General features: G+C 51.6%; 16 protein-coding genes and 2 pseudogenes. 11 read left to right on the top strand and 7 right to left on the bottom strand.

What is annotated here, in order from left to right; genetic code table 11:
• Positions 1-2 precede the first annotated feature (2 nt).
• Positions 3-2636 carry a PqiB family protein gene (locus NL510_RS13780; RefSeq protein WP_253377684.1) on the bottom strand — a complete coding sequence of 878 codons (2634 nt, stop codon included), beginning with the start codon at positions 2634-2636 and terminating at the stop codon, positions 3-5.
• Positions 2605-3888 carry a membrane integrity lipid transport subunit YebS gene (gene yebS / locus NL510_RS13775; RefSeq protein WP_253377682.1) on the bottom strand — a complete coding sequence of 428 codons (1284 nt, stop codon included), beginning with the start codon at positions 3886-3888 and terminating at the stop codon, positions 2605-2607. Before yebS ends, NL510_RS13780 begins: the two co-directional genes overlap by 32 nt.
• A gap of 132 nt (positions 3889-4020) precedes the next feature.
• Here yebS and NL510_RS13770 point away from each other — a divergent pair, with 132 nt between their 5' ends.
• From NL510_RS13770 to htpX, 4 genes and pseudogenes are all read left to right on the top strand, one after another.
• A complete protein-coding gene (locus tag NL510_RS13770) occupies positions 4021-4518 on the top strand; it encodes a GAF domain-containing protein (protein WP_253377680.1) in 498 nt (165 codons plus the stop codon).
• 96 nt (positions 4519-4614) lie between these two features.
• Positions 4615-5302 (top strand): annotated as a pseudogene (gene proQ / locus NL510_RS13765) (RNA chaperone ProQ).
• A 19-nt stretch (positions 5303-5321) separates the two neighbouring features.
• Positions 5322-7370 (top strand): carboxy terminal-processing peptidase, encoded by a 2049-nt coding sequence (prc, locus tag NL510_RS13760; RefSeq protein ID WP_253377678.1) that lies wholly within the window; start codon positions 5322-5324, stop codon positions 7368-7370.
• A gap of 193 nt (positions 7371-7563) precedes the next feature.
• On the top strand, positions 7564-8445 hold the full coding sequence (gene htpX / locus NL510_RS13755; protein ID WP_253377676.1) for a protease HtpX: 882 nt from the start codon (positions 7564-7566) through the stop codon (positions 8443-8445).
• Positions 8446-8546: 101 nt separating this feature from the next.
• Here htpX and NL510_RS13750 read toward each other — a convergent pair whose 3' ends face one another.
• The gene (locus NL510_RS13750; protein ID WP_253377674.1) at positions 8547-9656 is read right to left on the bottom strand and encodes a YadA-like family protein; all 1110 of its coding nucleotides are present in this window, start codon (positions 9654-9656) and stop codon (positions 8547-8549) included.
• Between the two features lie 434 nt (positions 9657-10090).
• On the opposite strand from NL510_RS13750, the gene kdgR reads away from it, so the two are divergent.
• Positions 10091-10882, top strand: coding sequence for a DNA-binding transcriptional regulator KdgR (gene kdgR, locus NL510_RS13745; RefSeq protein ID WP_253377672.1), 792 nt, complete (start codon positions 10091-10093; stop codon positions 10880-10882).
• Between the two features lie 63 nt (positions 10883-10945).
• Here kdgR and NL510_RS13740 read toward each other — a convergent pair whose 3' ends face one another.
• The gene (locus NL510_RS13740) at positions 10946-11185 is read right to left on the bottom strand and encodes a YobH family protein (RefSeq protein WP_253384918.1); all 240 of its coding nucleotides are present in this window, start codon (positions 11183-11185) and stop codon (positions 10946-10948) included.
• 160 nt (positions 11186-11345) lie between these two features.
• Here NL510_RS13740 and mgrB point away from each other — a divergent pair, with 160 nt between their 5' ends.
• The 6 genes and pseudogenes from mgrB (at position 11346) to rlmA (ending at position 15744) form a co-directional block, all read left to right on the top strand.
• Positions 11346-11489, top strand: coding sequence for a PhoP/PhoQ regulatory lipoprotein MgrB (gene mgrB / locus NL510_RS13735; RefSeq protein WP_253377671.1), 144 nt, complete (start codon positions 11346-11348; stop codon positions 11487-11489).
• A gap of 73 nt (positions 11490-11562) precedes the next feature.
• On the top strand, positions 11563-11853 hold the full coding sequence (locus tag NL510_RS13730; protein WP_253377669.1) for a YebO family protein: 291 nt from the start codon (positions 11563-11565) through the stop codon (positions 11851-11853).
• A 705-nt stretch (positions 11854-12558) separates the two neighbouring features.
• Positions 12559-12703 (top strand): annotated as a pseudogene (locus NL510_RS13725) (DUF2627 domain-containing protein).
• Positions 12704-12715: 12 nt separating this feature from the next.
• Positions 12716-12925, top strand: coding sequence for a transcription antiterminator/RNA stability regulator CspE (gene cspE, locus NL510_RS13720; RefSeq protein WP_001062678.1), 210 nt, complete (start codon positions 12716-12718; stop codon positions 12923-12925).
• Between the two features lie 218 nt (positions 12926-13143).
• Positions 13144-14862, top strand: a complete 1719-nt coding sequence (gene ftsI / locus NL510_RS13715; protein WP_253377667.1) for a peptidoglycan glycosyltransferase FtsI — start codon at positions 13144-13146, stop codon at positions 14860-14862.
• A gap of 66 nt (positions 14863-14928) precedes the next feature.
• Positions 14929-15744: a 23S rRNA (guanine(745)-N(1))-methyltransferase gene (gene rlmA / locus NL510_RS13710; RefSeq protein ID WP_253377665.1), complete on the top strand. Its 816-nt coding sequence runs from the start codon at positions 14929-14931 to the stop codon at positions 15742-15744.
• Here the strand turns inward: rlmA and mntP are convergent.
• The 3 genes from mntP to NL510_RS13695 form a co-directional block, all read right to left on the bottom strand.
• Positions 15741-16304 (bottom strand): manganese efflux pump MntP, encoded by a 564-nt coding sequence (gene mntP, locus NL510_RS13705; RefSeq protein WP_253384916.1) that lies wholly within the window; start codon positions 16302-16304, stop codon positions 15741-15743. The two genes, rlmA and mntP, sit on opposite strands and share 4 nt — an antisense overlap.
• Positions 16305-16702: 398 nt before the next feature.
• Positions 16703-17161, bottom strand: coding sequence for a DUF986 family protein (locus NL510_RS13700; protein WP_253377663.1), 459 nt, complete (start codon positions 17159-17161; stop codon positions 16703-16705).
• A 54-nt stretch (positions 17162-17215) separates the two neighbouring features.
• Positions 17216-18067, bottom strand: coding sequence for a PTS mannose transporter subunit IID (locus tag NL510_RS13695; protein WP_006810994.1), 852 nt, complete (start codon positions 18065-18067; stop codon positions 17216-17218).
• Positions 18068-18078 lie beyond the last annotated feature (11 nt).

Below are 18078 nucleotides of genomic sequence, written 5' to 3'. Positions count from 1 at the left end.
GTTTAACGCGGTAGCGCGGTGCCCCATTGACGCCACTCTTTTGGCTCGCTTTCGAGCAGCAGGAAGTGTTTATCCGGCTGTGCTTTTGGCGCCAGTGGCGTGCCCGGCGGCGTGGCGAAAGCAATACCACCACGGATAAACTGGTTGAAGGTACCGGTTTTCACCACCCCTCCCGTCAGGCCAAAGTCCAGCGAATAGCCGGATGCCAGCCAGAACACCGAGTTGTTCCGCACCAGGTGCTGATAGCGTTCGCTGATACGCATTGCCACCATCACGCGGTCCGACAGCGTGCCCAGCGTCAGGCCGGTCACCGTACCCACTTCAATACCGCGGAACAGCACCGGCGTACCGATGTTCAGCGAACCCGCTTCCGGCACCTCCACCACGATGCTCAGACCATCCAGATAGCGTGAATCGGTAATGGTCGCTTCCTGCAGTTCAAATTCACGGCGGGGATTGCCACGACCGGGTTCGACGTTGATGTACGGCTGCAGAATGGTATCGAGATGTTCTACCCCCGCCGCTGAAATTTGCGGCGTCACAACGGAGAAACGCGACCCTGTGCGGGCAAAGGTCTGGACGTATTCCGGATAGAGTACAGCCGTGGCCTGCACTTCATTACGAGCGGTAATCAGCTTTAGCTTCTGGATCTGGCCGATATCAATACCGAGATAGCGAATAGGCATCCCTTCAGCCAATTTCCCCGCATCATAGGCGTGCAGGGTGATCTGCCCGCCAACGGCTCGTGCAGCGGTTTCCGACGGGAAGAGGATCCGTTTATCACCCTTACGCATATTGCCGCCCGCGCCGGTCAGATTATCAAAGCTGATAGCCCCGCGCAGCGCACGGGAGAGCGGCGAGGCCTGTACGGTTAACCCGCTGCCGTTTAGCTGAACCTTCGCGCCGCCTTCGGCCCAGAATACGCTGTTTGGCGTGAGCAACTTGCGGTACTCCGGTTTGATATGCAGCTCGATATCAAATGCCTCAGCCCGGGGACGCACGGTGATCACTTCCCCAACCTCGAACTTACGGTACAGCACCACGGAACCCGCCTGCACGTCCGGCAGCGTCTCCGCGCTTAAGGTCAACGTAGTGGTTGGCAGGTCGCTCAGGCTGTTTTCTATGGCCTTTTCGAGGTTAGCATACAGCGAGTAACTGTCGCGCATTGGGCCTTTATTGCCCGGTAAAATACGGATCCCGCCGTTAATCCATTCGCTGGCGCTGGCCCCAAGGAACTCGACGCCGTCGAGACCGACCTTGACGTCAACGCGGCTATTCACCACAAATTTGCTGTCACCGTGAACCAGGTCGCTGTACTTCGGATCGATGGCGACAGAGAAGCTAACGCCTTTTTCCGACAGCTTACGCTCCAGCACCTGGCCGACCTGTACGCCGTGCAAAATCAGCGGCTGACCAGCGTCGATTCCGTAACTCTCCGGGGCATTCAATGAGACTGTTACCACCCCCGGTTTTTGCAGCAGGGCCTTATCCGCAGGGGCAATAACGAAATTATTATTCGGCTGGCCTTCACCCGGGATCAGCTCAAAGGTGGTCCCTGTGAGCAGGCTGCTGATGCTGGAATCGCTCAACGACAGCTTCGGACTGCGCATTTCGATACGCGTTTTCTCGCGCAGAAGATCCACCACGCTCGGGTCGACGGTCATCTCGCCGGTCACCGAGCCGCCAGGATTGAGCGTCGTTTTAGTGAGCTGTCCGACCTGTAACCCCTGATACATCAGCGGGGTAGAACCGGCCTTCAGTCCTTTCGCATCCGGCAGAACCAGCTTAACAATAACCCCGCGCTGGCTGTGCGCGAGATCGGCATACAGCCCGAAAGTATCCTCTGCTGACGCGGGGCTGGAGTTTCCCGGGGAGTCGAAGGCAATAGCGCCGTTCACCAGCGCAGCCAGACTCTCAAGCTTTACTTTGGCTCCGCTGAGGCTGACATCCGCATCCACGCCGGAAACATTCCAGAACCGGCTGCCTTTTTTCACCAGGCTGGTGAAGCGACGTTCGATAAGCACGTCGATAGTCACTCCCTGCTTATTGGGATTGATCGCGTAATCATAGACGCGACCCACCGGAATTTTGCGGAAGTAAACCAGCGAGCCGCTGTTCAGGGAGCCAAGATCCGGCGCTTGCAGGTGGATCATTAAATCTCCGTTATTGAGACGGTATTTGGGCTGAGTATCCAGCGCGACAAAGTGATCCTGCGCTTCACCTTTGCCCGGCATCATGCCGATGTAGTTACCGCCAACCAGCGCATCCAGCCCCGACACGCCCGCAAGAGAGGCTTTAGGCGTGACCAGCCAGAACTGGGTTTCGCTGCGTAGCGCGTCCTGCATGTCAGATTTTATGCTGGCGCGCACCTGAATTTTGTTCAGCCCCTCGCCGAGACGAATATCCTCAACGGTACCGACTTCAACCCCCTGAAAACGAACAGGAGTTCGCCCGGCGACAATCCCGTCGGCCGACTGGAAATCAATGGTGATGGTGTTACCGCGATCTTCGTAGCTCGTCCAGATAAGCCAGCCCGCAATCATCAACGCGATGACTGGCAGCAACCAGAATGGCGAAATGCGGCGTTTTGTTTTAATTCTCGCTTCAGTCGGCGAAGCGGGCGTTTCCTGACTCATGTGCATCCCAAAGTAAGCGGCTATCAAGCCATTCCACAGCAAGAATAGTCAAAATCACCGCTGAGCCGAAATAAAAAGCCGCGGGTCCCATTGTAAAAGCGAGTAACTGGTCGCGATTGATGAGCGACATCATCAACGAAATCACAAATAAATCCAACATCGACCAACGCCCAATCCAGGTGACGAATCGCAAAAGCAGGATCCGAGTGCGTAATCCTTGCTCACATTTAACGTGGATGCTGATAAGCAGCGTCATCATCACCACCACTTTGGTAAAGGGCACCAGGATACTGGCGATGAACACAATGGCCGCCACCCCAACGTTGCTGTGGGCGAGGGAGATTATCCCGGAGAGAATAGTATCTTCCTGGCGTGCGCCATTCACATAAATGACCGAAATGGGCAGCATATTGGCTGGGATCAGGAAGATGACCGAGGCAATCAGCGCCGCCCAGCACTTTTGCAGGCTGTTGTGGCGCCGGAACCGTAACGGAATATGGCAGCGTGGACAGCGCTCACGCGCATCAGGCAGACCTGTATAATGGCATCCCAGGCACACTCGCAGGTTTTCATCAGGACGCGTAGCGGGGCGCTGGGGGTAAAACCGCTCCCAAAGCTGCTCAACGTTCAGATGAATCATCGTCAGGATGCTGAGCAGTACCAGCGAAATAAACGCGAAAAGCCCGATGCCCGGCTGCAAAAAGGCATAATCCTGCACTTTGATCGACGCCACGCCGATGCCGACTAAGTAGATGTCCAGCATCACCCACTCTTTGAGTTTTTCCAGCATCAATAACACCGGTCGCAGGTTCATCCCCAGAATGTTACCGAACCACAGATAAGCAATCGCCACGACCAGAACCAGCGGCGCGCCGACGGTGCAGAACAGCACCATCGCACCGGTGAGCGGATCGCCCTGACGCGTCATCTGCCAGATGCCCTGCAGGAGGTTGGCATCAATGCGCACCCCCAGCAGGTACAGCTTCAGCAGCGGTTCGCTCCAGGCAAAGGGCATCAATAGCAGCATGGTCACTGCCATCGCGGCAAGGCGCGTTAAGGACCAGTCGCGTCCGCTGCGAATTTTCGCGTCGCAGCGGGGACAAAATGCGCTTTGATGCGATGTCATCTTCGGCAACATAAAAAGCGTATCGCACTGAGGGCATCGCTGATAATGTGCACGAGGAAGTGCATCGCTAACCGTATGAACGGTGATCTTTTTTGTGGGCGTAATTTTGGTTGTTTTTAAGGCCATCAGATGCGCACGAATAAGTATTGTTAAAGTTTATAGTAACTCATGAACGGATTCATCTTGAGCATGAGCGCATTTATTGCTTATTTTAATAGGCTATGCGGAAATTATGTAAGACAACTAAGTGATTGAAGAATGAACAAAACAGAATTCTACGCGGTTCTTAACCGCGATTTTAAGGCATTGATGACGGGTGAAACCAGTTTTTTAGCTACTCTGGCAAATACAAGCGCACTCTTGTTTGAACGACTGACCGACGTCAACTGGGCCGGTTTTTACCTTCTGGAAGGTGACACACTGGTGCTCGGCCCCTTTCAGGGGAGACTTGCTTGTGTGCGTATCCCTGTAGGACGCGGTGTGTGCGGAACGGCGGTGGCCACTGGTGAGGTCCAGCGTGTCGAGGACGTACATGCGTTTGACGGTCATATTGCCTGCGATGCGGCCAGCAATTCCGAAATCGTTTTTCCTCTGCGGGTACAAAATCAGACAATTGGCGTACTGGATATCGACAGTACGGCCTTTAACAACTTTACAACCGAGGATGAACAGGGGCTTCGCGCCTTAGTGGCTACCCTGGAAAACGTACTGGCAACGACCGATTATCAAAAATTCTTTGCGAGCGTCGCAGGATAATCAACGGATAACGTAGCATTTACTGATAGCGTCATTATAATGACGCCTGTTCATGCCTGCGCAAGTTGGCAACGTCCGTTGTAATCAGGAAATTTCATGGAAAATCAACCTAAGTTGAATAGCAGTAAAGAAGTTATCGCATTTCTGGCCGAGCGTTTCCCACAGTGTTTCAGTGCTGAAGGTGAAGCTCGTCCCCTGAAAGTCGGTATATTTCAGGATTTAGTCGCACGCGTTGAGGGCGAAATGAACCTCAGCAAAACTCAGCTTCGTTCCGCTTTACGTCTTTATACGTCAAGCTGGCGTTACCTTTACGGTATCAAGCCGGGCGCGACCCGTGTTGATCTCGATGGCAATCCTTGCGGTGAGCTCGACGAGCAGCACGTAGAGCACGCGCGTAAACAGCTTGAAGAAGCCAAAGCACGCGTTCAGGCACAGCGTGCTGAACAGCAAGCGAAAAAACGCGAAGCCGCTGCGGCAAACGGTCAGGAAGAGGCGCCTCGTCGCGAGCGTAAACCGCGTCCTGCGCCGCGCCGTAACGAGAATAACGATCGCAAACCGCGTGCAGACAAACCAGCAGCCAAAGCCCCACGCTCGCCGCGTGAAGAGCAGCGCCATACCCCAGTCTCTGACATCAACGCGTTGAGCGTAGGTCAGGGGTTGAAGGTGAAAGCGGGGTAACAATGCAATGGACGCCACCGTACTGGAAATCACCAAAGATGGCGTTCGTGTACAGCTGACTTCTGGTATGTCAATGATTGTACGCGCAGAACACTTGTTGTTCTGAAACGGAGGCCAAGCCTGGCATGAACACTTTTTTTAAGCTCACCGCGTTGGCGGGCCTGTTTGCTATAACGGGCCACGCTTTCGCAGTGGACGATATCACGCGCGTTGATCAAATCCCGGTTCTTAAGGAAGAGACCCAGCACGCGACGGTGAGTGAGCGTGTGACGTCACGCTTCACTCGTTCGCATTATCGTCAGTTCGATCTCGATCAGGCCTTTTCGGCCAAAATCTTTGATCGTTTTCTGAACTTGCTGGATTACAGCCATAACGTACTGCTCGCCAGCGATGTCGAGCAGTTCGCAAAACGCAAATCCGACGTGGGTGACGAGTTGCGTTCCGGCAAGCTGGACCTGTTCTACGAACTGTATAATTTGTCTCAAAAGCGTCGTTTTGAACGTTACCAGTATGCGCTCAAGGTTCTCGAGCGGCCCATGGATTTCACCGGCAACGACACCTTCAATCTGGATCGCAGTAAAGCGCCATGGCCGAAAGATGAAGCTGAACTGAACGCCCTGTGGGACGCCAAAGTTAAGTTTGACCAGTTGAGTCTTAAGCTGACGGGCAAGAACGAGAAAGAGATCCGTGAGACATTAAACCGTCGTTACAAATTCGCGATTCGTCGCCTGGCGCAAACCAACAGTGAAGATGTTTTCTCACTGGCGATGACCGCATTCGCCCGTGAAATCGATCCGCACACCAACTATCTCTCCCCACGTAACACCGAACAATTTAATACCGAAATGAGCCTGTCTCTGGAAGGTATTGGGGCGGTATTGCAGATGGACGATGATTATACCGTGATCAACTCCATGGTTGCGGGCGGCCCGGCTTCTAAAAGCAAAGCGATAGGCGTAGGCGACCGCATTGTGGGAGTCGGTCAAACCGGTCAGAACATGGTCGACGTGATCGGCTGGCGGCTTGACGATGTGGTTGCGCTGATTAAAGGCCCGAAAGGCAGCAAAGTCCGTCTGGAAATTTTACCTGCCGGAAAAGGAACCAAAACCCGTATCGTTACTTTGACGCGAGAGCGTATCCGCCTGGAAGACCGCGCGGTAAAAATGACGGTGAAAACAGTCGGTAAAGAGAAGGTTGGAGTGCTGGATATTCCTGGCTTCTACGTGGGTCTGACCGACGATGTGAAAGTCCAGTTGCAAAAGCTCGAAAAGCAGAACGTCAGCAGCATAATCATCGATTTGCGCAGCAACGGCGGTGGCGCACTGACTGAAGCGGTTTCCCTGTCTGGCCTGTTTATCCCGTCCGGCCCGGTTGTTCAGGTACGCGATAACAACGGTAAGGTCCGGGAAGATGCCGACACGGACGGCGTGGTTTACTATAAAGGCCCACTGGTGGTTCTGGTCGATCGCTTTAGCGCATCTGCTTCTGAAATTTTTGCCGCAGCAATGCAGGATTATGGCCGTGCGCTGATTGTCGGCGAGCCGACCTTTGGTAAAGGGACCGTTCAACAGTATCGTTCGCTGAACCGCATTTACGATCAAATGTTGCGTCCGGAGTGGCCTGCACTGGGCTCTGTTCAGTACACCATTCAGAAGTTCTACCGGGTGAATGGCGGCAGTACCCAGCGTAAAGGCGTAACGCCGGATATCATGATGCCGACGGGCACTGAAGCGACGGAAACGGGCGAGCAGTTCGAAGATAACGCCCTGCCGTGGGATAGCATCAATGCCGCAACATTCGTGAAAGCCGGTGATTTGACCCCGTTTGGTCCTGAGCTGTTGAAAAACCATAACGATCGCATCGCGAAAGATCCGGAATTCCAGTACATCATGAAGGACATTGCTCGCTTCAATGCGCTGAAAGAAAAACGGAATATTGTTTCTCTTAACTACGCTCAGCGTGAGAAAGAGAACAACGAAGAGGACGCAACCCGTCTGGCGCGTATCAACGATCGCTTAAAACGTGAAGGTAAGCCTCTGCTTAAGAAGCTGGACGATCTGCCCAAAGATTATCAGGAGCCGGATCCGTATCTGGACGAGACGGTGCATATCGCACTCGACCTGGCGAAACAGGAAAAAAACAGATCTGCCTTGCAGCCCGCAGCGGCAAAATAATCCCCCAACAGGCACAAGAAATTGTGCCTGTTTTTTTTAGTTCTGCATCCTCTCGTCAATCTGAATTTCTATTGTGTAAAGTTGTGTCTTTCTGGTGACTTACGCATGTCGAATCCTTGAAAATAGCCACAATACCCATACGATGTGGGTAATCGCATAGTGCGTTTTGTTAAACTGAGGTTAAAAGAAAATTATGATGCGAATCGCGCTCTTCCTGCTCACCAACCTGGCGGTTATGGTGGTTTTCGGGCTGGTGCTAAGCCTGACAGGAATTCAGTCGAGCAGCGTTCAGGGTCTATTGATTATGGCGCTGCTGTTTGGTTTTGGTGGCTCTTTCGTTTCACTTCTGATGTCGAAGTGGATGGCGCTGAAATCGGTAGGGGGTGAGGTGATTGAACAGCCGCGTAACGATATGGAACGGTGGCTAATGAATACCGTAGCCCAGCAGTCTAAACAGGCTGGGATCGCTATGCCGCAAGTGGCTATTTACCACGCGCCGGATATCAACGCCTTTGCCACCGGGGCACGTCGTGATGCGTCCCTTGTTGCCGTCAGCACCGGCTTGCTGCAAAACATGAGTCGTGACGAAGCTGAGGCGGTGATCGCTCATGAAATCAGCCACATCGCCAACGGCGACATGGTGACCATGACTCTCATTCAGGGTGTAGTGAACACCTTTGTTATCTTTATTTCTCGAATTCTGGCGCAGATTGCAGCCGGTTTTATGGGCGGAAATCGCGAAGAAGGTGAGGGGAGCAACGGTAACCCGCTGATCTACTTCGCGGTATCGATGGTGCTTGAACTGGTGTTTGGCATCCTCGCAAGCATTATCACCATGTGGTTCTCACGTCACCGTGAATTCCATGCGGATGCTGGCTCTGCGAAGCTTGTTGGGCGTGATAAGATGATTGCTGCGCTGCAGCGTCTGAAAACCAGCTATGAACCGCAGGAAGCATCCAGCATGATGGCGTTCTGCATCAACGGTAAATCCAAATCCCTGAGTGAGCTGTTTATGTCTCACCCGCCGCTGGATAAACGTATTGAAGCGCTGCGTAGCGGACAATACCTGAAATAACGCTTAACACTGGAAAAATGCCGGGCAGGGAAGTAGTCCGCCTGGCTTTTTTTCTGCCGATAAACGGCCCCGCCATCCCTGTCGGGGCCATTTCTGATATATCACCAGCCGATTGCAGCAGATGCTGAAAACGCAGTATCACCCTTGCTGGTCTCAGATGCAGCAACGGTTGCCGCGACATTTTCTGAGAATTTGTGACGATAACCCAGTGCGTAACCTTGTGCATCTTTGAAACTGCCCGCACCAACGGCAACAGAATTATCAGTATCGACATAATGCAGACCGCTGATAGAGATAGCACCCGCAATACCGGCACGATACTCTTTACGATCGTTACTCTGCTGATCTTCAACGGATTTAATACGCTGGTCGGTGTAGCCATTTGCCGATTTAACAGCGGCAACATCCCCATCATACCGGGCACGGGATTCAGAAATTACCTGGCCCCGCATGAGCTGGATGCTGTCTGAATTACGCGATACCTGCTGTTGCGTCCTGGTATCATTTTTGGCGATTACGGTGGTCACACCGTCCTTACCATTTTTCGGTTGAGGCGTGGCATGCTGGAAGGCTGTACGGTCACGGTTAGCCTGTTCGAGTTGCAGACCCTTGATAGCCTCTTTATTGTCAGCGATGTATTGAGACTGTTTCAGATTGCCATTCAGTGCAGCATCTGCGTTTGTCTGCGCATGGTGGATTGCGCGATCCTGAGAATCATCACGAACCTCATTATCCATCACTTCTTTATGAATAGTGGCTGCCTTGCTATTAACCAAAGAAGCCTCATTTGATGAAGAATGAGCCGTTAAGAGAGCACTCTGAGCCGTGGCATTTACGGTTGCAACAGCAGTATTGCCGTCAACATGCTGCATCGCTGTACGGTTACGGTTATCTTGCGCATGCGCAGTACCTTCCTCAGCTTCAGCTTTCAACTGCTTAAAACGTTCCACGTGAGCAGTATTTAGAGCACTAACCTGTGATGATGTGCGGTCACGGTTAGCAAGGATCTTTTTCAGACCCTCTATTTTTTCATGTGATGCATTCAGATTGTCATAGGCATTGACGGCCTCTGTACGTGCATTTTGGTCGGATGGCGTGGCAATAGCGGTTTTAGCCCTGGTGAAGAAGTTGGTAACATCAATATTCGATGCACGTGCGACACCCGATACAGCACACAGAACCATGACAGATACTGCAGATTTCTTGATCACTTTTGCTACCTTCATTAACTTTGATATTTTTATGTAAGACAACTAATAGTCTCGATGACGCGCATCATAGTCTGGTGTTCTTATAAGTTTTTTGACTTTAAGTAAACTTTAATTGCTTGCATTACAAAGATTGAAATTAGTCTTTATCAATTTTCATGTGAAAGTGAAATTAATGTCAATTTGTAGAAATGGAAGTCAACATTAAGATAAGTGAAGATCGTTCCGGTCGTTTTAGCCTCACAGAACTGTTTCAGTAAAGCAGGGGGAATGTTTCTTGTGAAACTATTTCAAAGGTAACTAATTCGCCTTGATATTTCGGTTTTATGTCGCAGATTTGTAAACAAGTTACCGCTGATTGATTGCAGGTAGCATGGCGGGAATTTATAATAAAAACCGGTTCTGATTTTTATAAAACACTCTCCATGAGGTGATAAATGGCAATTGCAGATTTGGATAAGCAGCCAGATTCTGTTTCTTCCGTGCTGAAGGTGTTTGGCATCTTGCAGGCGCTCGGAGAAGAGCGTGAAATTGGTATTACAGAGTTATCACAGCGTGTGATGATGTCGAAAAGCACCGTTTATCGCTTTTTGCAAACCATGAAGTCCCTGGGCTATGTCGCGCAGGAAGGGGAGTCAGAGAAATACTCCCTGACGCTGAAGCTGTTCGAATTGGGCGCCCGCGCGTTACAAAACGTGGATCTGATCCGTAGCGCGGATATTCAGATGCGCGAACTCTCTCGCCTGACGAAAGAGACGGTGCATCTGGGGGCGCTGGATGAAGACAGCATTGTTTACATCCATAAAATTGATTCCATGTACAATCTGCGCATGTATTCACGCATTGGTCGACGCAACCCGCTTTACAGTACCGCGATTGGTAAAGTGCTGCTGGCATGGCGTGACCGTGAGGAAGTAACGCAAATCCTCGAAGGCGTGGAGTATAAACGTAGCACTGAGCGGACCATCACCAGTACCGCAGCGCTATTATCGGTGCTCGATACCGTGCGTGAACAGGGTTACGGTGAAGATAATGAAGAGCAGGAAGAAGGGCTGCGCTGTATTGGCGTGCCTGTGTTCGACCGGTTTGGCGTGGTGATCGCCGGACTCAGCATCTCTTTCCCAACGCTGCGTTTCTCCGAAGAACGCCTCCATGAGTATGTGGCTATGCTTCATACCGCCGCGCGTAAAATTTCGGAGCAGATGGGCTATAACGATTATCCGTTTTAAGGGTAGTTAAAATACAAACGCCGCAACAGTTGCGGCGTTTTTGTGAATCGTTCAACGGTGTTCTTAACCATTATCGACCACAACGGCTGATTTACGCAGCACCGGGCAATTCGTTAATCCAATGATTCCGCTCTCTGTGTGCAAATACTGAGCCGTGCTCACTCCCTGCGCGGTAAGGTATTTACACTGAATACCCAGTCCGGCAGCGTTTTCAGTGCTTCCCACAAGCACACCGTACCCGGTTAACAAAAGGCCAATCCATAAAACGGCCAGTGCAATAATTGTTCGTATGAGTAAGTGCATCATTGCCTCTTTATCCTTGGTGTCATACCTGTCAGCCTAACCGCTTTAAAGGATGAAACAAGTGCATGATTCTGAAAAGAACGGGATGGGGTTACAGTTAGCCCCTGTTTAAGATAGGCGTGCTAACCTGGTAACAATAGGTCTTAAAACGGAGTTTGGAGTGAAAAAAATACGCTGGGTAATTCTGGTTATCGTGCTGATAGCATGCGTGGTGCTGTGGACGCAGACTATCAATGTGATGTGCGATCAGGATGTACAGTTTTTTAGCGGCGTTTGCGCAATCAATCAGTTTATTCCATGGTAATATGCATTTTTTCTTAAGATCATTTCCTTCCTTCGCGCCAGTGGTAAAATAGACGTTTTATTGAGGTGGTGAAATGGGTGAGTTAATGAATTCAGGGGTGTTGAGCATCGCCTCCCTGATGATCTCTGTGGTTATGCTGATCGTGGGACTGATACTGTGGTTTTTCGTGAACCGCGCGAGCTCACGTACCAATGAACAAATCGAATTATTAGAAGCACTGCTTGACCAGCAGAAGCGTCAGACTGCGTTACTGCGCCGTCTGTGCGAAGCGAATGAACCGGAAGAGAAGGCCGTGCCGAAAGACGCGCTTGACGAAGTAAAAGAAGATGAAGACGATTTTATCCGCCTGGTGGCTGAGCGTTAACAGGTCTTCCCGGGGGGGAGGGCTGTAGCCTGGAAAAACCCTCCCTGCAGCCTCATACACCGAGGGGGGGGAAACGGGCGGATGAACCGGCCAGTGAGCTAGCCCAGGTGCGTAGTGAGGCGGCACGGGTTAATAATTCATTCATGATATTGAAAAGTGGTGAATATTCATCCTTAGGATCCTCGCACTGAGGGTGTGCATATATTCTATTTTATAACAATCCAGTAAGAATTTTATTTTATCGAAACGTTTTGCTTGCCTTGTTATGAGGCAGGGTCATAAAAATTTCATTATTTTGGTGCATAACCTTCGTAATTAATGGCTAAATTTTAATCCGGTGCATCATCCCATATAATCAGCGTATATTTAGTGTTACATCGTAGATGTGTTGCAATCTTTTCAGCATAACTTTTCACAAAATGTTCTAACTTAATCATTGCATTAAGAATTCTTTTCATCGGAGCTGGACGCATTGAGATGATTGAGCTATGTTAAAAAAGTCTTAGATTACAGTAGTTGTGAAAGCAATGCTGAGCCAGCGAAGAGGAGTCTCATTGTTCATGAGGAACGCGCATAATTGTGCAGATCCTGACGGAGCAGTGTCTGAATTTGTGCGGCCGATCGAGACGCGTTTAAAAATGGCTTGCCATATTAAACGTTGTATGTGATAACACGTTTTGGGTTAAACGAGGTACAGTTCTGTTTATGTGTGGCATTTTCAGTAAAGAAGTCCTGAGTAAACACGTTGTCGTTGAATACCGCTTCTCTGCCGAACCTTATATTAGTGCCTCAAGCAGTAATGTCTCAGTTTTATCTAGGTCAATGCCTGCGGGCTAAGAAAACACTCTAAGGAATTTTGCAAATGGCAAAGATTAAAGGTCAAGTTAAGTGGTTCAACGAGTCTAAAGGTTTTGGTTTCATTACTCCTGCTGACGGTAGCAAAGATGTGTTCGTACACTTCTCTGCAATCCAGGGTAATGGCTTCAAAACTCTGGCTGAAGGCCAAAACGTTGAGTTCGAAATTCAGGACGGCCAGAAAGGCCCAGCTGCAGTTAACGTAACTGCTATCTGATCGAACCACTGCTGACTGGAGTGCCTTGCACTTCGATCTCAGACATAAAGCCTCGCAGTGTGCGGGGCTTTTTTATTCGCTTATCTTTCAGGATATGACCAAAGCCTCGCCTGTTAGTAACTTGTTGCAAAGCTACGAGGTTATTAGCATTGTTTTTCCTCCTTCACAGCAGTTTTTCCCGTTAAATCAGGGTGTTGTTTTACAGTCCTGGGGTTCGGGTGAAAAAGAAAATAATAACGACCGCCGGTAATTTCACCCCGGCGCGGTTTGCACTGCTCTGTTTTGCTATTTTTTGTAGTCTGGCGTTTCTTTTGGGCCGCGTGGCCTGGCTGCAAATCATCAAACCTGACAATCTGGTTAAACAGGAAGATATGCGATCGCTGCGCGAGGTGGCCATTGATGCCCCCCGTGGGATGATTATGGATCGTAATGGCCGGCCACTGGCGGTCAGTGTGCCTGTGCGGGCCGTATGGGCCGATCCTAAAACGGTGCTGGCGAAAGGTGGCGTCGGCTACGATGACCGCTGGCAAGGGCTGGCGAGTGCGCTTCATCTCTCTCTTGCCACGCTGGCGTCGCGTATTAACAGCAATCCTAAGGGGCGTTTTATCTATCTTGCTCGTCAGGTCGACCCCGTTCAGGCGCAGTGGATAGACCAGCTCAATTTACCCGGCATCAACCTTCGTGATGAATCCCGCCGTTTTTATCCCGCAGGCCACGTGGCGGCGAACCTTATCGGTTTCACCAACATTGATGGGCAGGGCATTGAAGGCGTAGAGAAGAGCTTTAACGCGCAGCTGACGGGTAAGGCCGGGGTGCGACAGGTCAGGAAAGATCGTTACGGGCACGTCATTGAGAATCTGACCGAAGTCGCGCCGCTCCCCGCGCAGAATATTCAGTTGAGTATCGATGAACGGCTGCAGACCATTACTGAAGACGCGCTTGATAATGCGGTAGCGTGGAATAAAGCTGAATCAGGGGCGTCCGTATTAATCAATATTCAGACGGGGGAAATTCTGGCGATGGCCAGCTATCCTGATTTCAACCCAAACAACCGTGAAGGCGCGACGTTGAACGATTTTCGCAACCGCGCGATCAGCGATACTTTCGAACCCGGTTCTACCGTTAAACCCCTGGTGCTGATGACGGCACTGCAGCAGGGATTGGTGCAGCCGGACAGCGTGATTGACACCCATCCCTATAAGCTTGATGGCCACCGTATCCGTGACGTGGGCTACTATCCCGAGCTGACCATGACCGGGATCCTGCAAAAATCGAGCGATACGGGCGTTTCGCGTCTATCGCTCGCAATGCCGGTTCAGCACCTGATCGATACCTATCGCAACTTTGGCTTTGGTACAAGTACCGGGCTTGGCTTAACGGGTGAAAGCTCAGGCCTGTTACCGCAGCGCAAATACTGGAGCCAGCTTGACAGGGCGACCTTTGCCTTTGGCTATGGGCTTATGGTTACGCCGCTGCAGCTGGCGCACGTCTACGCCACCATCGGCGGATATGGGCTGGAGCGACCGCTATCAATTACCCGTATCGATCCGCCCGTCATCGGTAAGCGGGTAATGCCTGAAGAGATTGCCCACGAGGTTGAGCACATGATGGAAAGCGTTGCGCTACCGGGTGGTGGCGGGATCAAGGCAGCGGTTCGGGATTATCGCGTGGCAGTAAAAACTGGTACGGCGAAGAAAATTGACGACAGCGGGAAGTATGTCGATAAATATGTCGCCTACACGGCTGGTGTGGCACCGGCCAGCGATCCGCGCTTCGCACTGGCGGTGGTGATTAACGATCCGCAAAATGGAGCTTATTATGGCGGTGCCGTCTCCGCGCCCGTTTTCAGTGAGATCATGGGCAATGTATTGCGTCTGGAAAATGTTAAACCCGATGGCCTGACGGAGAATTCTGAACACCTTATCGTCATGCGCTAACCGTGACGTTTATAACCGTGGCGAATAGCGGTACACTTCGCCCTTTGATTTATGCCCGGAGTTGCCATGACCTTCAGTTGTCCCCTTTGCCACGCGCGGTTGACGCGCGCTGAGAAAAGTTTGTCCTGTCCGCAGGGGCATCAGTTTGATAGGGCGAAAGAAGGTTACGTGAATCTGTTGCCCGTTCAGCATAAACGCTCGCGCGATCCTGGTGACAGCGCTGAGATGATGCAGGCGCGACGCGCTTTTCTGGACGCGGGGCATTATCAGCCGCTCAGGGATGCCGTCGCCCGGTTGCTGGGTGAGAAGCTGGCGGCGCCTGCCGCTGCCATACTGGACATCGGCTGTGGGGAAGGGTATTACACAGCGACCTTCGCTGAGGTGGCGGGCATTAATGGGGCACAGACATTTGGTCTGGATGTTTCAAAAGGGGCTATTCGCGCGGCGGCTAAACGTTACACTGCGGTGACATTCTGTGTCGCATCCAGCCACAGGCTGCCGTTTAACGATGCCAGTATGGATGCGGTAGTGCGAATTTATGCGCCCTGTAAAGCAGAAGAGCTGGCGCGCGTGGTGAAGCCGGGCGGTTGGGTCATTACCGTCACGCCGGGTCCGCGACATTTGATGGCGTTAAAAGAGCTTATCTACGATGAGGTCCGCCTGCACGCGCCACACTCTGAACAACTGGCGGATTTTCGCCTGAAACAAGAACAGTCTGTGGCCTACGAGATGGCCCTGAAGGGCGATGAGGCGGTCTCTTTGCTGCAAATGACGCCCTTTGCGTGGCGGGCAAAACCTGCGGTGCGGGAATGGTTAGCGCAGCAAACAGAATTTCGCTGCCAGACGGATTTCAGTATCCACTGCTGGCAGCGCGGCAATTAACCGGCGAAGTGTGCCCAGAGAATTTGGGCGCCGATACCAATAAGCACGATACCGCCCAGGATCTCGGCGCGTTTGCCCAGCAGTGGGCCAATGAAGCGACCGACCATCATTCCCAGCGTTGACATAATCAGCGTGGCGCAGCCAATCGCCAGCGCGGTGGAGACGATATTGACCTGCAGGAAGGCGAGACCCACGCCAACGGCCATGGCGTCGAGGCTGGTGGCGATCGCGGTAGCGACCAGCAGCCAGAAACCGTGGCGCGGTGGCGGGGCGGGATCATCGGTTGTATCCCGAAAACCTTCAGCCACCATGCGTCCGCCGAGGAATACCAGCAGTACGAACGCAATCCAGTGGTTCCACTCCAGCACGAACTGACTGGCCAGCATGCCCAGACCCCAGCCGAGTAACGGCGTCAGGGTTTCAATTGCGCCAAAGATTAAACCTACGCGCAATGCTTCTGAGAATTTCGGTTTGTGAAGCGTCGCGCCTTTACCGATGGAGGCGGCGAAAGCGTCCATGGACATGCCAAAAGCGAGAAGGATCGTAGCGGAGACATTCATCATAGCGTCCAGACCGGGGATATCCCTATGACACATCACTGCCCCCAGTAAACAGCAGTTGATGTATCTATGGTCTCACCTGACCGCTACGCACATAAGATATGCCAGAAGCGATCCGTACGCGCCACGTTTTTCAACGAGTATGTTGACACGTACATTTCCTGAAGACAGGAAATTAGCTACTCCCCAACGACGGACGCAACCTTAACATATTTTTAGAATATAAAACAACAACAGATAAGTATTCTTTGACTAACGCGTTGATAACGATTTTCATTTGGCTTAAAACGTAAAGTTATGGTTAAAATATAGGGGGTAATGCCTATTGTGAAATATAGCTTTGGCTATACTCTTAAGGTGCAATATACACAGTATATAGCCAGTGCTATAAATCTAACTCATTGAGTATTAACCATTATTTTGTATATCTTCTCCAGGTCGTCGATATTCTTCACTCGAATGAGCAGGCGGCGTTTTTCTAATTGCATAACCAGTACGCCGTCTTCTGATAAATTCATCTCTTTTATACGGTTATATACTATCCACACGTTGGCGAAGAAAAAACCACGGCGTTTAAAAATAAGCTTGGGTGTGCGGATCCAGAACAGATAGATCGCCATTAATGCCAGCGCACATAATAACCATGTGGTTAATAGTGCGCCGTGGCTGGTTACATTGTTGTATATCAGGATGAGGATAAGGCCGGAAAAGATAAACGCATCAACGCGTCCACGCCGCAGAAGGGGAAGAGAGAGCAGCGTTTCGCCGTGGCGGCGAGGCATGATGAACTCGTCATAGACAGCATAAGCCAGAAGAGCAACAATAAACAAAACCAGAACGATGTCCGTAACCGTCATTCAACCTCCAGATAAAAAGACCGGGGGCAAGCCCCCGGTATACATCTCACATTCTTACAGCCCCAGCAGGCCGACTGCGTAGCCCGCGATACCGATGACGAAGAAGCCAACGATGATCCACAGTGGGTTAACTTTCTTACGCAGCAGCCACATACAGGCGAAGGTCAGCAGCAGTGGAACCAGGCCCGGCATCAACTGGTCAAGGATAGTCTGCACGGTGGTCACGCGCGTCTGGCCATCCTGTCCCGTGATCGTTGAAACCACCAGCGGAATGTTCACGTGCGTCCACTTGTTAACCAGAGCCCCCATGACAAACAAGCCGAGGATTGACGCCCCCTCAGTCAGTTTTTGCAGGAAGCCGCCACCCATATCCTTAACAATGTCCACCCCTTTACGGTAGCCGTAAGCCACACCGTAGTAGCGGGTCAGCAGACGTACCGCGTTGAACAGAATGAAGAACAGCAGTGGACCGAGCAGGCTGCCGCTCATCGCGATACCAGCACCCAGTGCCGCAAACACCGGACGAACCGTACCCCAGAAGATCGGGTCACCCACGCCTGCCAGCGGCCCCATCAGACCGACTTTGATGCCGTTGATGGCCCCATCGTCAATCTCCGCGCCGTTTGCACGCTGCTCTTCCATCGCCAGCGTAACGCCCAGAACCGGGGCGGCTACATAAGGATGGGTGTTAAAGAATTCCAGGTGACGCTTAATCGCCTGACGACGTGCTTCGTTGTTTTCCGGATACAGACGTTTGATTGCCGGTACCATGGAGAAGCAGAAGCCCAGCGCCTGCATACGTTCGAAGTTCCAGGAACCCTGAAACAGATTAGAACGGATGAACACGCCACGAATATCACCCGGAGTGAGTTTTTTCTCAGTGGTAGTTTTTGTCATATCAACCATGTCGCTCACCT

The sequence above is a fragment of the unidentified bacterial endosymbiont genome, from assembly GCF_918797525.1.
In the GTDB taxonomy this organism is placed as follows: domain Bacteria; phylum Pseudomonadota; class Gammaproteobacteria; order Enterobacterales; family Enterobacteriaceae; genus Enterobacter.
Note: the sequence above shows the minus strand (reverse complement) of the source record. Positions and strands in the feature narration are given on the sequence as shown.

Coding starts and splice junctions, on each gene's coding strand:
- yebS (WP_253377682.1), bottom strand. CDS start 3,888: ATGGCCTTAAAAACAACCAAAATTACGCCCACAAAAAAGATCACCGTT.
- mntP (WP_253384916.1), bottom strand. CDS start 16,304: ATGAATGTCTCCGCTACGATCCTTCTCGCTTTTGGCATGTCCATGGAC.
- prc (WP_253377678.1), top strand. CDS start 5,322: ATGAACACTTTTTTTAAGCTCACCGCGTTGGCGGGCCTGTTTGCTATA.
- NL510_RS13700 (WP_253377663.1), bottom strand. CDS start 17,161: ATGACGGTTACGGACATCGTTCTGGTTTTGTTTATTGTTGCTCTTCTG.
- NL510_RS13730 (WP_253377669.1), top strand. CDS start 11,563: ATGGGTGAGTTAATGAATTCAGGGGTGTTGAGCATCGCCTCCCTGATG.
- htpX (WP_253377676.1), top strand. CDS start 7,564: ATGATGCGAATCGCGCTCTTCCTGCTCACCAACCTGGCGGTTATGGTG.
- NL510_RS13695 (WP_006810994.1), bottom strand. CDS start 18,067: ATGGTTGATATGACAAAAACTACCACTGAGAAAAAACTCACTCCGGGT.
- cspE (WP_001062678.1), top strand. CDS start 12,716: ATGGCAAAGATTAAAGGTCAAGTTAAGTGGTTCAACGAGTCTAAAGGT.
- NL510_RS13780 (WP_253377684.1), bottom strand. CDS start 2,636: ATGAGTCAGGAAACGCCCGCTTCGCCGACTGAAGCGAGAATTAAAACA.
- NL510_RS13770 (WP_253377680.1), top strand. CDS start 4,021: ATGAACAAAACAGAATTCTACGCGGTTCTTAACCGCGATTTTAAGGCA.
- kdgR (WP_253377672.1), top strand. CDS start 10,091: ATGGCAATTGCAGATTTGGATAAGCAGCCAGATTCTGTTTCTTCCGTG.
- rlmA (WP_253377665.1), top strand. CDS start 14,929: ATGACCTTCAGTTGTCCCCTTTGCCACGCGCGGTTGACGCGCGCTGAG.
- NL510_RS13740 (WP_253384918.1), bottom strand. CDS start 11,185: ATGCACTTACTCATACGAACAATTATTGCACTGGCCGTTTTATGGATT.